This is a genomic window from Kaistella yananensis, from assembly GCF_026107505.2.
GTDB lineage: Bacteria > Bacteroidota > Bacteroidia > Flavobacteriales > Weeksellaceae > Kaistella > Kaistella yananensis.
The window spans coordinates 381,275-396,327 of sequence record NZ_JAPCHZ010000001.1; the positions used below are offsets into that span (position 1 = coordinate 381,275).

The window sequence follows — 15,053 nt, forward strand, 5'->3', positions numbered from 1 at the left end:
TTATAAGATGTTTTCAGGCATGTGTTTAATGAAAAAAGACTGTTGATGTCGTATTTGTCTTGTTGTTCCCGGCAAAATAGGTAGCAGTGCGAGGTCTGTGTGATTGTGGAAAACTTTTATTGCTTAAAGTCAGAGATTTAATTTTTATCGCTTTTAATATCACATTCAATTCTCTACTTTTGTGCTTCACGCTTACCGGAAACAATATCTAAGTTTTAAAGCCCAATAAATAAATCAATTAGCTGTAAAGCAGTAAGTTGATTGGGATTGAAATGTTTCCTGAGCCTTAAATTGATCAATTTTTAAAATACAATACGTTATGGGGATTTTTGATAAAAGAGTAAGTTACAAACCATTTGAATATCCGGAGGTTTTGCAGTTCGTAGAAGCGATTAACAAATCATTTTGGGTGCATTCTGAAGTAGATTTTACGGCAGATGTACAGGATTTTCACTCGCAGCTTGAGCCTCATGAAAAAAACGCGATTAAAAACGCTCTTTTAGCGATTGCCCAGATCGAAGTTTCTGTAAAAACATTTTGGGGAAATCTTTATAACCACATGCCCAAGCCGGAACTTAACGGATTGGGATCTACTTTTGCAGAATGTGAATTCCGCCACTCTGAAGCGTATTCAAGATTGCTGGAAGTGTTGGGATATAACGACGAGTTTTCAAAAGTTGTCGAGATTCCTGCGATTAAAAAGAGAATCGATTTTCTTTCGAACGTTTTAAGGCATGCCAATTCTACTACGCCGAAAGAATATGTTTCGTCACTTCTGCTTTTCAGTATCCTGATCGAAAACGTATCTCTTTTCTCACAGTTTGCGATTATTTTGTCGTTCACAAGATTCAAAGGTTACATGAAAAATGTAAGCAACATTATTGCGTGGACTTCCGTTGACGAGCAGATTCACGCCAATGCAGGAATTTATCTGATCAACAAAATCCGTGAAGAACAGCCGGAATTACTAACAGATTCTGATATTGAAGATATTTACACGCTGGTTGATCATTCGATTACCGTGGAAGAAGAAATACTGGACTGGATTTTCGAACTCGGCGACATTGATAATTTCACGAAAGAAGATCTACTGAACTTTATGAAATACCGCGTAGACGACAGTCTGAAGAAAATCGGAATGAAAACCCGCTACAACATTTCGCCGGAACAGTACCGACCAATGATTTGGTTTGAAGAAGAAGTTTTCGCCAATTCGATGGATGATTTCTTTGCGAAAAGACCGGTAGATTATACCAAGCATGACAAGAGTATTACGGAGAACGACTTGTTCTAAGTTGAGTGGCGCGAGCGAAGCGAGCGTCAGTACAGCTAATTATTATCAATAGAACGGGCTTTAGCCCGTTTATGTCGAAGAAAGCATAATCGGCTTTAGCCAAAACCTATTTTACGCTGAAAACCTTCGAAAGAAAAACGACAGAACTTTTAGCCCCGATTGCAGCGGCATCCTTTTTTGGTGATTGAGCGGAGCCGAAATCAACAAAAAAGATACAGCGGAAAGCGGGACAGGTTTTGAAAAAAAGCGAAAATCTCGCTGCTCCTAAAAATAAAAAAAATAATAACGCAGAAAGCTTAAAGCCAACTGCCAAAAAGCATACAAATGGAAGAAAATACAAATATCTGGTGGCTCAACGAAGAGTCCGAACAAATGCTGAACCGTGGTTACCTTTTGAAAGGCGAAACCGTAAAAGGTGCCATCGAAAGAATTACCACTGCCGCAGCAAAAAGATTATACAAACCTGAACTTCAGCCGGCTTTCGAGGAAATGATAACCAAAGGCTGGATCAGTTTTTCCTCGCCGGTTTGGGCGAATATGGGAACCCAGCGCGGTTTGCCGATTTCATGTTTCAACGTTCATGTTCCTGATAATATCGAAGGAATTACCCACAAACTGGGAGAAGTCATCATGCAGACGAAAATTGGAGGCGGCACTTCCGGCTATTTCGGGGAACTGAGAAACCGTGGAACTGCCGTAACCGACAACGGAAAATCCTCCGGTGCTGTTTCTTTCATGAAACTTTATGATACCGCGATGGATGTGGTTTCACAGGGCGGTGTCCGACGTGGAGCTTTTGCCGCTTATCTGGATATTGATCACGGTGATATTGAAGAATTTCTATCAATTAAAGATATTGGAAGCCCGATTCAGAACCTTTTTACGGGAATCTGCGTTCCTGATTACTGGATGCAGGATATGATTGATGGCGATATCGAAAAACGAAAAATCTGGGCGCGCGTTCTGGAAAGCCGTCAGCAGAAAGGTTTGCCGTATATTCTTTTCTCCGATAATGTGAACAGAAACAAGCCTCAGGTTTACAAAGATTTGGGAATGACCATCAATGCGAGTAACCTTTGCTCGGAAATTATGCTGCCGTCTTCCAAGGAAGAATCTTTTATCTGCTGTCTGTCTTCGATGAACCTCGAGTTATACGACGAATGGAAAGATACCGACGCCGTAAAACTTGCCATTTATTTCCTTGATGCGGTTTTATCTGAATTTATTGAAAAAACTGAAGGGAATTATTACCTCACAGGAGCCAGAAACTTCGCTTTACGCCACAGAGCGCTTGGTTTGGGCGTTTTAGGTTATCATTCTTATCTGCAGAAAAACATGATTCCGTTTGAAAGTTTTGAAGCAACACAGTTTAACGCAAGGGCTTTCAGACAGATTAAAGAACAGTCGATTGCGGCATCACAGGAACTGGCCAATATTTATGGCGAACCGGAATTGCTGAAAGGTTACGGAATGCGGAATACCACCACCATGGCGATTGCTCCTACCACTTCAAGCTCTGCGATTTTGGGTCAGACTTCCCCAGGAATTGAACCTTTTGCTTCGAATTATTACAAAGCAGGTTTGGCAAAAGGAAATTTCATGCGTAAAAACAAATATTTGGCAAAACTCCTTCAGGAAAAAGGTCTCGATAACGAGGAAACGTGGAGAACAATCATGCTGAATCACGGTTCTGTACAGCATTTAAATGAGCTTATGGAAGAAGAAAAAGCAGTTTTCAAAACCTTCAGAGAAATTTCTCCGATGGAAATTATTTCTCAGGCAGCGCAAAGACAGCAGTATATCGATCAGGCACAATCTCTGAATTTGCAGATTCCATCAACCATGCCTGTAAAAGACGTCAACTACCTTTACATCGAAGCCTGGAAAAAAGGCGTAAAAACTTTGTATTATCAAAGAAGTTCGTCTGTTTCCAAGGAAATGATGGTGAATTTTGTAACCTGCTCGAGTTGTGAAGCTTAAACAAAAATAGTTTAGATAAAAAGCCTCAGAATTTTCTGAGGCTTTTTTGTTTTTTAAAATTTATTTTTCACCTCTGCCATTTCCGGGATATGAATTGAGGTCCCAAATTCTTTATTTAAATTTTCAATAAAATAAGCTGAAAGCAGCGGCGAGGCTTTCTCGATATTCTGATGAACAAAGAAATAAAGTTTTTCCAAACCTTCTTCCTTCCATATTTTGATTCTCTCGATCCAATCGTCGAGTCTTGTGTAATCACTTTCAGCATTGGCTCCCACATAACGGATAAATGCCACCGGCGTGGTAAGCCTCATGTGCAGCATATCTCGCCGTCCTGCGGTATCTACAATGATATTTGTGATTTGGTTCTTTTCAAAAAGTTCGCAGGTTTTATTGAAAATTTCTTCATCAGTAAACCATTCGTTATTACGGAGTTCAATAGCCAAAGGAACTTCTTTCGGCCAATCCTGAACAAATTTTTCCAGTCTTTCATAATCCTTTGGCTTGAAATTATCGTGAAGCTGCAGAAAAACCATCCCGAGTTTCTCCTCAAAATTTAAAACAGCGGTTGCAAATTGGGTTACCACGTCGGTAATATTCAGCAGCCTCCGGAAATGCGAAACGGTATTGGTGATTTTAGGAAAAAATTTAAAATCTGCCGGTGTTTTTTCTTTCCAGGTCTGTACCTGTTCCGGGCTTGGCATCCCGTAGAAAGTAGCATTCAATTCAATGGAATTAAACTGGGTGCCGTAATACGTAAGTTCGTCTTTGGTTCCCTTCGGATAAAATCCTTTAAGGTCGGTTTTGTTCCATTTTGCGCAACCCACGCAGATTTCCAGATTTTTAGATTTTGATTTTCTTAAAATCTGCACTGTATTTTCGTGATCTTTTGGGAGCGTAAAATCTATCTGGGAAGGATCTTCAACTTGTCCGAATTTCATAAATATTGCTTTAAAAAAATATTTTTAAAGTTACTGAAATTTTATAACAGAATAATTAGATTTGAGTAATGATGAAAATTTACACTTTTCTGTTTCTGTTTCTTTTTTATTCGTTTACTTTCGGGCAGCACCATTATAGTAGGCTGAAAACCAGTATAGAACAGAAGGTTTCTCATTCTCAAAATAAGGAAGCATTAACGCTTATTAAAGCAAATTATCACCATTTAAATCCCATACAAAAAACAGAGGTTGAAGTTATAAAAATGGAAATCCTCAATGAACTAACGCGGTGATTTTACGCCAAAAATTCAATCTCTTTATCCTTGAAATTACCTTTCTCCACAAGTTTATTCATGGTTTTAAGCATTTTCTTTCGGAGTTTGGCAATCCTGCGGATGCTTTTGTCTTCGCTGTAATCGAAGATATTATCTTCAAAAGAAAAAGTATCTCCTTTTTTAAATGAAATATTGCGTTCTTTCATTTCCTTCAGAAGCATTAGATTCGTCATTGTTTCAAGCATCGAATATTCGGCTTGTGCCATGTCTTTCAAAGAATTAAGAATCTGTTTTTTATATTTTTTCTTGGTTTTCATATCGTAAATTTTGGGTGATGCAAAGTAAGGATTTTAAAATTAATCACCTAAAATTCACCACTGATTTTCAACCATATACTCGGCGCAATAATTTCATTATCTTTGTTTCCCAATGAACAAAACCGAACTTCTATCCCTGATTTCGCTTGCGAAGAAGAAAAACCAGAAATCGCAAACCAAGCTCATTAATCTTTATTGGGTGGATGTTTTCAGTTTTGTGATGAAGAAAGTTCAGGACGAAAATGTTGCCGATGAACTTACGGTTTCAGTATTTTCCAAAGTTCTTGCAAAACTCGACCTGTACGATCCTAATTTTCAGTTCAAAACATGGATTCTTACCATTGCGCAGAATACAGTGATCGATTATTGGCGCAAAAAAAAACGTGAAAACGAAGATTCTGTGGAGAGTTTTGATGGTTTTAAGAATCAGTTTGCGCTCTCACCCGAGGAACTTTTAATTTCCGAAGAAGATCAGAAGCAAATTATTACCATCATCGAAAGCCTGGATTCCAATTATCAGGAGATTATCCGCTTGAGATTTTTCGAGGAAAAAAGCATTAAAGAAATTGCTGAAGAACTCAGTTTAACCGTTGCCAATACCAAAGTAAGGATTATGAGGGCCAAGAAAGTTCTGGCAGAATTATTAAAAAACAAAGAATTCGAGGATTGATAAAACCAATTTCTTAATTCGTAAATTTGCACTTTATTATAAAAAATGAACCAAGCCACTATCGATACCACAGTACAGAAACCAAAATGGATCCGCGTAAAACTTCCGACTGGGAAAAATTACCGCGAACTCCGCACATTGGTTGATAAATACAAGCTCAACACCATTTGCCAAAGCGGCAGCTGCCCGAATATGGGTGAATGTTGGGGCGAAGGAACTGCTACCTTCATGATTCTGGGGAACATCTGTACGAGAAGCTGCGGATTCTGCGGCGTAAAAACGGGTAAACCTTTGGATGTGAACTGGGATGAACCCGAAAAAGTGGCGCGCTCCATCAAATTAATGAAAATAAAACACGCAGTCCTTACTTCTGTAGACCGTGATGATTTGAAAGATATGGGCTCTATTCTTTGGGCAGAAACCGTGAATGCGGTACGAAGAATTTCCCCCGGAACCACAATGGAAACTTTGATTCCGGATTTTCAGGGAATTACAAAACATATCGACCGCTTAATAGAGGTTTCGCCGGAAGTGATTTCCCATAATATGGAAACTGTAAAAAGACTCACGCGTGAAGTCCGCATTCAGGCGAAATACGAAAGAAGCCTTGAAGTATTGCGTTACATGAAAGAAGCGGGGCAAAACCGTACGAAAACCGGCTTAATGCTAGGTTTGGGAGAAGAAAGAGATGAAGTTTTTCAGACCATTGAAGACATAAGAAATGCAAATGTCGACGTCATTACCATCGGGCAATATCTGCAGCCTACCAAGAAACATTTGCCGGTGAAGAAATTTATCACTCCTGAAGAATTCAATGAATTTGGTGATTTTGCCAGAAATTTAGGCTTCCGACATGTAGAAAGTTCGCCGCTGGTAAGAAGTTCTTATCATGCGGAAAAACATATTCATTAATTTCAAAAGAAATTATTACAAAATAATATTTTAGCACACCATTTTTTAGGTGTGCTTTTTATTATTTCCATTAAAGCATTCAAAATATTTCATTATTTTTAAACAAAAATAAATTATGAAACTCCCAATTCTCACTATTGCGCTCTCGCTCTCGCTGTTCGCAATTGCCTGTAAAGAAAAAACTGCCACCAAAAAAGAAAATACTGTAAACACAGAAAAAGTAAGCGGAAATATTAAGACTGAAGAACTGAAAACTGAAATCAACGGGGTTACGCACCGCTCTTTTGCGGCTTATAATCCGGATATTGAAGGGAAATTGCCTGTAGTTTTTGTGCTTCCGGAATGGTGGGGACTTAATGATTACGTAAAAAACAGAGTGAAACAACTTGCTGACTTGGGTTATTACGCAGTGGGTGTTGATTATTACGGCGATCAGAAAGTGGTGGAAACTCCTGAAGAAGCACAGAAGCTTTCTTCGCATTTTTATAATATCCGTGTCGATGCCCGCAGAATGTTTGATGCAGCAAAACATCAGGTGATTTTGGCCGAAAAATCAGATTACAGCAGAATGGCCATTATCGGTTATTGCTTTGGCGGTGCGCAGGCACTGAATATGGGCAGGCTTTCCAGTGATTTCAAAGGAGTAGTGAGTTTCCACGGAAATCTGCAAACCGGAATCCGTGCTAAAAACAATAAAGTGAAGTATCTTGTGCTGAACGGTGCGGCCGATACCTTTGTTCCAAAAGAAGAAATTGCGGCCTTCAAAAAAGAAATGGACAGTGCGAAGATTGATTATAAATTCATCGATTATCCCAACGCGTTGCATGCCTTTACCAATCCGGATGCAACTGCAACAGGAAAGAAATTTAATCTTCCGATTGCCTACAATAAAGAAGCGGATGAGAAATCATGGCAGGAAATGAAAACCTTTCTTGCTGAGGTTTTGAAGTAAATATTCTTTCAATAAAAAGCTCCGGTACAGCGAAGTTGTGCCGGAGCTTTTTTTAAATATCAGAACCGTTTTAAGATCCTTTAAAGTATTTTCTCAGTTTCCAGGCCATTTTTTCGTGGGCCTGCATCAAACCGGTTAAGAAATCCGATGTTCCTTTGTCACCATATTTTTCTTCGGTGTCGTCCACAAACTTTCTTAAGGATTTTACAATCGCTTCGTGGTCATTTACCAGTTCCTTAATCATTTCCTGATTGGTCGGGATTTTGCCCGGATTTTCAATGAGTAAAGAAAGTTCCGCAAACTCTGTGGTGGTGCCGATTGCAACTCCGCCTAAAGTGCTTATTCTTTCTGCAACTTCATCTATAGCTTCAGCAACAGCATCATATTGTTCTTCAAAAAGTTTGTGGAGTTCCATAAAATTGTCTCCGGAAAGATTCCAGTGAAATTTTCTCAGTTTTATATAGAGTACATTTCCATCTGCCAATACATGATTCAATAAATCATTAATTTCTGTTAGGTCTTTCTCCTTTATCCCTAAGTCTGGTTTCATAATAATATATTCTGTTTAGTGTTATAAATGTAAGTTTCCTTCTACACCGTCGCTGTTATCTGTTTTTATTCCTGTAAGAGCTGCTGCGGCAAAAGTCACAAACGAAACTAATTTTCCCGCTTTCGTATCCCAGTAATACGTTTCATCTGGTGTAACCCGTATTACCGAAACTTTTGGGTCGTCTTTACCTTCTTCAAACCAAGCATTTGCGATGCGGCTCCATTTTTCTTCAATGGTAGCGCGGTCTTTATAAACGTATGCTTTCCCGAAAACCGAAAGATATTGGTAATCGCTGTTATTCATAAAAAGCAGCTGAACACGGTTGTCATCGGCGATTTCGAAATTTTTATTACTGTCGGAACTGCTCAGGAACCAAAGATTTCCCTCTTCGTCAGTCTCGCGCAGACTCATGGGTCTTGCAGCGATAGGAAGCGTCGTTAAATCTGTGCAGAACATGCATGTTCCTGCTTTTTCCGAAAGCTCTTTCAGTTTTTTTATCGCTTCTGTTTGGGTTAAATTTTCTGTTGACATAATCGTATTTTTTAATGTTATTTGGTGTATTTTTTAGGAGCAACAAATCCCGTATTCTTACAGGACTCGACCCGCTGTACGTTACAATCTTTTATTGTATGGAAGTATGATAATGAACAAGTGGGTTTTGCAATAAAAGGATTTCCACTTCCATCGGGGCTATAACGAACTGTCAGTTTGTTTCCGAAAATGTTTGTCGCAGTTTTTAAACAAGAATTGAACCATCACCGTGTCAATATTTATTAAGCCATTGTTAAACTTTCTTAAATAAAGACTTCCATCATCCGACATGATGGCTCCAGAAGAAGGCGCAGTTTTTGATTCGGTTGGCAAAATAATAAACGGTATGGATCTTAAATCTAATGAACCTTTCTGGCTCGTAAAAAACGGAATTTTACAATCTTATCCATCTCTGAAATCCAATGAAAGCTGTGATGTGCTTATTGTTGGCGGCGGCATTACAGGCAGTTTAATCGCCCACCAGATGGTAAAAGACGGTTACAAAACTATTTTAATTGATAAACGCGAAATTGCCAACGGAAGCACTTCTGCCACGACATCAATGCTGCAATATGAGATCGATGTTCCGCTTTATGAACTCTCGGAAATGATCGGTGAAAAAGGGGCTGTTGAAAGTTATAAAGCCTGTGCAAAATCAATTGATGATCTTGAAAAAATCGCTGTAGAAATAAAATCTACCGCAGGTTTTCAAAGGAAAAAATCATTGTATTTTGCCTCCAAAAAGAAGGATGTTTCATGGCTTATAAAAGAATCCGACGCGCGGAAGTCTGCAGGATTTAATGTAAAATGGCTGGAAGCGGAAGAAATTCAGGAAAAATTCGGCTTCCAGAAAACTTATGGCGGAATATTGTCGGACCAGGGAGCCAGCATTGATGCTTTTATTTTTGCGCATGAACTGCTGCAATTCAATGAAAAAAAGGGATTGAAAATTTTTGACAAAACAGAAATGAAAACGGTGAAATATCATTCAGGTTATAATGAAGTTTTCACGGCAGAGAATATTAAAATCACCACCAAAAAAATAATTTACTGCATCGGTTACGAAAGCAAAAACTTAATTAAAGAAGATTTTGTTCAGCTTAAAAGTACGTTTGCAATCGTTTCGGAAAGAGAAGATTCACTTCCTGCAAGCCTAAATAAAATGCTCTTCTGGAATACCGATGAACCTTATCTTTATATGCGGACGACTGATGACGGCAGGCTTTTAATTGGCGGTGGGGACGAAGATTTTCAGAACCCGGAGAAACGCGACGCACTTTTAGACAAAAAAGAAAAGGAAATTCTCCGCAATCTGAAAAAAGTTCTACCTGAATATCAGTTTTATACCGATTTTACCTGGGCCGGAACTTTCGGCGAAACCAAAGACGGTTTGCCTTACATCGGTGAGCACGAAAAGTTCAAGAATTCTTATTTCGTACTGGGTTTTGGCGGTAATGGCATTACATTTTCTGTGACCGGAATGGAAATGGCTTCCGCTTTTATGAAAAAAGAAAACCATCAATTAAAAGAATATTTCAAATTTGGAAGATAATTTAACACCATTGTTTTGAAGATCATCGAATTCACCAATAAAGGGATTTACTGTGTCCCCGGAAAATTTTATCTCGACCCGTGGCGGCCGGTAGATTTGGCTGTGATTTCTCACGGGCATGGTGATCACGCAAAATGGGGAATGAAAAAATACCTTTGCCATCATTTTACAAAACCGATTCTTCAACACCGCATTGGTCCTGATATCGAGGTTCAGTCTTTGGGTTATAATGAAGAAATCGTAATCAATGGTGTTAAAGTATCTTTTTTTCCGGCAGGGCATATCGTAGGTTCCTCCCAAATCCGAATGGAATATAAAGGTTATGTTGCTGTTTTTTCCGGTGATTATAAAGTTCAGGATGATGGGCTTTCTACCCCTTTCGAAGTAGTACAATGCAACGAATTTATTACCGAAAGTACATTTGGATTACCCATTTACAACTGGCTTTCTCCGGAACAGTATGCAGAACAGATGAGAACATGGCATGAAAAGAACCGCGAACAGGGAAAAACATCTGTCTTTATAGGATATTCTTTGGGAAAAGCGCAGCGCATTATGAAAGCAATAGAAGGCAGCGGAAAAATATTCGTCCACAGTTCAATTTCGAAAATCAATGAAGCCATTGAGTCTGTAGGAATCGGTTTGCCAGAGTACGAAACAGTTTATTTTAATGATGATTTAAAAAAAATTAACGGCGAAATCGTCATTGTTCCACCTGCGTTACTCGATTCCAATATGATCCGGAAAATTCCGAACCGTGCGACAGGGTTGTGTTCCGGCTGGATGCAGGTGCGCGGTTCCAGAAGATGGCGTTCTGCCGATGCCGGTTTTGCGATTTCCGACCATGCCGACTGGTCCGGGCTTTTAGCGACGGTAAAAGCTACGGGCGCAGAAAAAGTGCATGTCACCCACGGACAAACCGCAGTTTTTTCAAAATATTTGAATGAACTTGGTATTGAAGCGTACGAAGTGAAAACCAATTTTGGCGACGATGAAGCGGACGAAACGATAAATTCTGAACAACAGGATACAAAATGAAACATTTCGCAGAACTCATATCAACCCTGGAAAGCACCAACAAAACCAACGCGAAGATTGATGCGATGGTTCATTATCTGAATACCGCGCCTGAAAATGATAAACTCTGGTTTCTTGCCCTTTTCACGGGAAAACGGCCGAAAAGGCCCGTCAATACAAATCTTCTGAAGCAGTGGGCGTTGGAAATCATTCAGCTACCGGAATGGCTTTTTTTGGAAAGTTATTCCTCAGTTGGCGACTTGGGAGAAACACTTTCCCTGATTTTACCGCCGCCGGAAAACGATATTCAAAAATCACTTTCGCAATGGATGACAGAACTTATTCATCTGAAAGACCAAACCGACGAAGAAAAGAAAAGATATGTAACGGAATCCTGGAATGGGTTGGATTATACCGAACGTTTCATTTTCAATAAACTAATTGGCGGAAGTTTCAGGATCGGCGTCTCAAAAAAGCTTCTGATTACTGCGCTGTCAAAATATTCCGACATTGATTCAAGCCAGCTGATGCACAGTATTATGGGAAAATGGAATGTGGATGAGATGAATTTCGATGATTTAATTACGGGCACCAATATCAACCCAGATAATTCAAAGCCTTATCCTTTTTGCCTGGCATATCCGTTGGAAAAAGAAACGCAGGAACTGGGCAAGCCTGAAGAATGGCAGGCTGAATACAAATGGGACGGAATCCGCGGACAGCTCATTAAAAGAAATACCGAAATTTTTATATGGTCACGGGGCGAAGAACTGGTCACGCCGCAGTTTCCGGAATTAGTTACCGCGCTGGAGCATATTCCCGGGAATTTTGTCCTTGACGGCGAAATTTTGGCGGTAAATGATGATGAGGTTTTAAATTTTAATGAACTTCAGAAACGTCTCAACCGGAAAACCATCACCCCGAAAATGCTCCGCGAAATACCTGTAAAAGTTTTCGTCTACGATATTTTGGAATTTAATGATGAAGACCTTCGGGAAAAACCGCTTTCCGAAAGGAGAAAAATTCTTGAAAATTTAATAGAAACATATCCTGTAGAACATATTAAAATTTCCGGAAGCGTTCCTTTTAAAAACTGGGACGATTTAATCGCAATCCGTGAAAATTCCCGCGAAAATAACAGCGAAGGGTTAATGTTGAAACAGAAAAACAGCCATTATCATTCCGGCCGTAAAAAAGGCGACTGGTGGAAATGGAAAGTGGATGCCTTAACCATCGACGCCGTTTTAATTTACGCCCAAAAAGGCAGCGGAAGAAGAAGCGGATACTACACCGATTACACTTTTGCGGTAAAAAAAGATGAACAGCTGGTTACCATCGCCAAAGCATATTCTGGATTAACGGACAAGGAAATCATGGAAGTCAGCAGGTTTGTAACCAAAAATTCTCTGGAAAAATTTGGTCCTGTAAGAACCGTGAAACCGGAACTGGTTTTCGAAATCGCTTTTGAAGGAATCGGATTCAGCAACCGGCACAAAAGTGGAGTAGCCCTCCGTTTCCCAAGGATTGTAAGATGGCGCCGCGATAAGAAAGCTGACGAAATTGATGACATTGAAGAAGTGAAAAAACTGATAAAATAATGGCAGAGAATTTTCTGAAATCTCAAGGATACCAAATAGTGCAGAATTGGCTCGCCGGAAAAGGATTCGAGCCTTTCGGTTTTCAGCTGGAAACCTGGCAGAAATTTGGCAGAAATTACAGCGGAATGGTGATTGCTCCAACAGGTTTTGGTAAAACATATTCGGTTTTTTTAGCGGTAATCATTGATTTTTTAAACCATCCGGAACAGTACAGAGACGGTCTTCAGCTGTTGTGGATTACGCCGCTGCGCGCGCTTGCAAAAGACATCGCAAAAGCAATGACCGAAGCGATTGATGAAATCGGCCTCGACTGGAAAGTTTCTGTAAGAAACGGCGATACGCCACAAAAAGAAAGGGCTTCCCAGACCAAAAAAATGCCCGAAATTCTCATCATTACACCAGAAAGTTTGCAGTTGCTTTTAGCACAGAAGAATAACCAACGTTTTTTTAAAAATCTGAAATGTGTCGCTATCGACGAATGGCACGAACTTTTGGGCTCCAAACGGGGCGTCATGGTGGAACTTGCGCTTTCACAGATTTTAAGTTATCAGAAGAAAGTTAAAATCTGGGGAATCACAGCAACCATCGGCAATCTTGATGAAGCCATGGAAGTTTTAATTCCTTATTCCATTAAAAAAACTAAAGTCGTTGCGAAAGAAAAAAAGAAAATCGATATTTTCCCTATTTTCCCTGACGAGGTTGAAATTCTTCCGTGGGCAGGGCATTTGGGCGCAAAACTCGTGGATAAAGTGGTGCCGGTAATTCTTCAGAGCAACACCACTTTGGTTTTTACCAACACCAGAAGTCAGGCAGAAATGTGGTATCAGTTATTGCTCAAAGAATATCCGGATTTTGCCGGCCAAATCGCGATTCACCACAGTTCCATCGACCGGGATTTAAGAATATGGATCGAAGAAAATTTAAGTTCAGGATATTTAAAAGCAGTAATTTCAACATCATCGTTGGATTTGGGAGTCGATTTTAAGCCGGTGGATACGGTAATTCAGATCGGTTCCAGTAAAGGAGTTGCGCGGTTTTTGCAGCGTGCCGGCCGAAGCGGACATTCACCGTTTGAAACTTCTAAAATCTATTTCGTTCCCACACATTCGCTGGAATTAATCGAAGTTTCAGCGTTGAAAGAAGCCGTAAAACAGAAAATTATCGAACCCAGAACACCGGTAGTAATGTCTTTTGATGTTCTCGTTCAGTTTTTAATGACCCTGGCGGTGGGAGATGGGTTTGAGGAGAAAGAGTTGTTTCAGCGAATTAAAAAAACATTTGCTTTCAGTGAAATTACTCCTGAGGAATGGCAGAGTGTACTGCAGTTTATCACCGTGGGAGGAGGCGCGCTGAAAAATTATCAGGAATATCACAAAACCATCATCGAAAACGGCATCTATAAAGTTACCCAGCGCCGGATTGCAATGCTTCATCGGATGAATATCGGCGTTATTGTGAGCGATGCGATGCTGAAAGTTAAATTTGTGAGCGGCGGTTATATCGGGATGATTGAAGAATATTTCATTACAAGACTGAAACCTGAAGATAAATTTATCTTGGCGGGCCGTGTTCTTGAGATTTCTCACATTAAAGAAATGACCGTTTACGTAAGAAACTCCAAAGGAAAAGCCATTATTCCAAGTTATCTTGGCGGAAGATTGCCGCTTACGTCGCATTTAAGCCATTTTTTAAGACTGAAATTATCCGATTCGCTGCAGGCAAAATCTTCGGAGAAGGAACTCAAATTTCTGCATCCTTTGCTGGTAAGTCAGGAGCAGAATTCTCATATCCCGAAAGACGATGAGTTTCTGGTAGAAATGATCGAAACCCGCGACGGTCATCATCTTTTCATGTATCCGTTTGAAGGCCGGCTGATTCATGAAGTAATGGCCGCTTTAATTGCGTTCAGGATTTCGAAAATTACGCCGATTTCCTTTTCAATGGCAATGAATGATTATGGTTTCGAACTGTTGAGTTCGCAGCCAATTCCTGTCGATGAAGCGGTTTTACAGAAAATTCTCTCCAAAGAAAATTTAATTCAAGATGTTTTGAGCAGTGTGAACGCTACCGAAATGGCAAGACGGAAATTCCGTGATATCGCTGTAATTTCCGGCATGGTGGTGCAGAATTATCCCGGAATTCAGAAAAACAATAAAAGTTTACAGGCGAGTTCAGGTTTAATTTTTAATGTTCTGGAAGACTACAGTCCCGAAAATTTACTGCTGAAACAGGCTTATGCAGAGGTATTCAATCAGCAAATCGACGAAAACCGACTGATGAATGCCTTTAAAAGAATTGAAAATTCTAAAATTATCCTGAAATTTGCCAACGCATTTACGCCACTCAGTTTTCCGATTAAAGTCGACAGTTTGCGCCAGAGTTTAACCAGCGAAGATTTGGATTCACGGATTCTGCGGCTTCAGAAAGAATCGATGAAGAAAAACCTCAGCAGCTGAAGAACGGAATT

At 39.8% G+C, this 15,053-nt stretch carries 13 protein-coding genes; 9 read left to right on the forward strand and 4 right to left on the reverse strand.

What is annotated here, in order from left to right; genetic code table 11:
• Positions 1-319 precede the first annotated feature (319 nt).
• Positions 320-1,294: a ribonucleotide-diphosphate reductase subunit beta gene (locus OK344_RS01665; protein WP_265143150.1), complete on the forward strand. Its 975-nt coding sequence runs from the start codon at positions 320-322 to the stop codon at positions 1,292-1,294.
• Between the two features lie 324 nt (positions 1,295-1,618).
• A complete protein-coding gene (locus OK344_RS01670; protein WP_265143151.1) occupies positions 1,619-3,274 on the forward strand; it encodes a ribonucleoside-diphosphate reductase subunit alpha in 1,656 nt (551 codons plus the stop codon).
• A gap of 53 nt (positions 3,275-3,327) precedes the next feature.
• Here OK344_RS01670 and OK344_RS01675 read toward each other — a convergent pair whose 3' ends face one another.
• Together OK344_RS01675 and OK344_RS01680 are read right to left on the reverse strand one after the other, a co-directional pair.
• Positions 3,328-4,212: a DUF72 domain-containing protein gene (locus OK344_RS01675; RefSeq protein WP_265143152.1), complete on the reverse strand. Its 885-nt coding sequence runs from the start codon at positions 4,210-4,212 to the stop codon at positions 3,328-3,330.
• A gap of 295 nt (positions 4,213-4,507) precedes the next feature.
• Positions 4,508-4,804, reverse strand: a complete 297-nt coding sequence (locus OK344_RS01680; RefSeq protein ID WP_265143153.1) for a hypothetical protein — start codon at positions 4,802-4,804, stop codon at positions 4,508-4,510.
• 112 nt (positions 4,805-4,916) lie between these two features.
• Here OK344_RS01680 and OK344_RS01685 point away from each other — a divergent pair, with 112 nt between their 5' ends.
• The 3 genes from OK344_RS01685 to OK344_RS01695 all read left to right on the forward strand — a co-directional run bounded on the left by OK344_RS01685 (position 4,917) and on the right by OK344_RS01695 (position 7,338).
• A complete protein-coding gene (locus OK344_RS01685) occupies positions 4,917-5,474 on the forward strand; it encodes an RNA polymerase sigma factor (RefSeq protein WP_265143154.1) in 558 nt (185 codons plus the stop codon).
• Positions 5,475-5,519: 45 nt separating this feature from the next.
• The gene (gene lipA, locus OK344_RS01690; RefSeq protein ID WP_265143155.1) at positions 5,520-6,386 is read left to right on the forward strand and encodes a lipoyl synthase; all 867 of its coding nucleotides are present in this window, start codon (positions 5,520-5,522) and stop codon (positions 6,384-6,386) included.
• Between the two features lie 115 nt (positions 6,387-6,501).
• Positions 6,502-7,338 carry a dienelactone hydrolase family protein gene (locus OK344_RS01695; protein ID WP_265143156.1) on the forward strand — a complete coding sequence of 279 codons (837 nt, stop codon included), beginning with the start codon at positions 6,502-6,504 and terminating at the stop codon, positions 7,336-7,338.
• Between the two features lie 70 nt (positions 7,339-7,408).
• On the opposite strand, the gene OK344_RS01700 is transcribed toward OK344_RS01695, so the two are convergent.
• Complete coding sequence (locus OK344_RS01700) at positions 7,409-7,888, reverse strand: Dps family protein (protein ID WP_265143157.1); 480 nt, start codon at positions 7,886-7,888, stop codon at positions 7,409-7,411.
• Between the two features lie 21 nt (positions 7,889-7,909).
• Positions 7,910-8,419 carry a pyridoxamine 5'-phosphate oxidase family protein gene (locus OK344_RS01705; RefSeq protein ID WP_265143158.1) on the reverse strand — a complete coding sequence of 170 codons (510 nt, stop codon included), beginning with the start codon at positions 8,417-8,419 and terminating at the stop codon, positions 7,910-7,912.
• 289 nt (positions 8,420-8,708) lie between these two features.
• Here OK344_RS01705 and OK344_RS01710 point away from each other — a divergent pair, with 289 nt between their 5' ends.
• Genes OK344_RS01710 through OK344_RS01725 form a run of 4 tightly spaced genes read left to right on the forward strand, consistent with a single transcriptional unit; the run spans position 8,709 to position 15,042 of the window.
• Positions 8,709-9,971: an NAD(P)/FAD-dependent oxidoreductase gene (locus tag OK344_RS01710; protein ID WP_265143159.1), complete on the forward strand. Its 1,263-nt coding sequence runs from the start codon at positions 8,709-8,711 to the stop codon at positions 9,969-9,971.
• Between the two features lie 15 nt (positions 9,972-9,986).
• Positions 9,987-11,009: a ligase-associated DNA damage response exonuclease gene (locus OK344_RS01715; RefSeq protein WP_265143160.1), complete on the forward strand. Its 1,023-nt coding sequence runs from the start codon at positions 9,987-9,989 to the stop codon at positions 11,007-11,009.
• On the forward strand, positions 11,006-12,586 hold the full coding sequence (locus OK344_RS01720; RefSeq protein WP_265143161.1) for an ATP-dependent DNA ligase: 1,581 nt from the start codon (positions 11,006-11,008) through the stop codon (positions 12,584-12,586). The genes OK344_RS01715 and OK344_RS01720 overlap by 4 nt, the downstream gene beginning before the upstream one ends.
• Positions 12,586-15,042 carry a ligase-associated DNA damage response DEXH box helicase gene (locus OK344_RS01725; protein WP_265143162.1) on the forward strand — a complete coding sequence of 819 codons (2,457 nt, stop codon included), beginning with the start codon at positions 12,586-12,588 and terminating at the stop codon, positions 15,040-15,042. The genes OK344_RS01720 and OK344_RS01725 overlap by 1 nt, the downstream gene beginning before the upstream one ends.
• The last annotated feature ends 11 nt before the right edge of the window (positions 15,043-15,053 follow it).

Coding starts and splice junctions, on each gene's coding strand:
- OK344_RS01665 (WP_265143150.1), top strand. CDS start 320: ATGGGGATTTTTGATAAAAGAGTAAGTTACAAACCATTTGAATATCCG.
- OK344_RS01670 (WP_265143151.1), top strand. CDS start 1,619: ATGGAAGAAAATACAAATATCTGGTGGCTCAACGAAGAGTCCGAACAA.
- OK344_RS01675 (WP_265143152.1), bottom strand. CDS start 4,212: ATGAAATTCGGACAAGTTGAAGATCCTTCCCAGATAGATTTTACGCTC.
- OK344_RS01680 (WP_265143153.1), bottom strand. CDS start 4,804: ATGAAAACCAAGAAAAAATATAAAAAACAGATTCTTAATTCTTTGAAA.
- OK344_RS01685 (WP_265143154.1), top strand. CDS start 4,917: ATGAACAAAACCGAACTTCTATCCCTGATTTCGCTTGCGAAGAAGAAA.
- lipA (WP_265143155.1), top strand. CDS start 5,520: ATGAACCAAGCCACTATCGATACCACAGTACAGAAACCAAAATGGATC.
- OK344_RS01695 (WP_265143156.1), top strand. CDS start 6,502: ATGAAACTCCCAATTCTCACTATTGCGCTCTCGCTCTCGCTGTTCGCA.
- OK344_RS01700 (WP_265143157.1), bottom strand. CDS start 7,888: ATGAAACCAGACTTAGGGATAAAGGAGAAAGACCTAACAGAAATTAAT.
- OK344_RS01705 (WP_265143158.1), bottom strand. CDS start 8,419: ATGTCAACAGAAAATTTAACCCAAACAGAAGCGATAAAAAAACTGAAA.
- OK344_RS01710 (WP_265143159.1), top strand. CDS start 8,709: ATGATGGCTCCAGAAGAAGGCGCAGTTTTTGATTCGGTTGGCAAAATA.
- OK344_RS01720 (WP_265143161.1), top strand. CDS start 11,006: ATGAAACATTTCGCAGAACTCATATCAACCCTGGAAAGCACCAACAAA.
- OK344_RS01725 (WP_265143162.1), top strand. CDS start 12,586: ATGGCAGAGAATTTTCTGAAATCTCAAGGATACCAAATAGTGCAGAAT.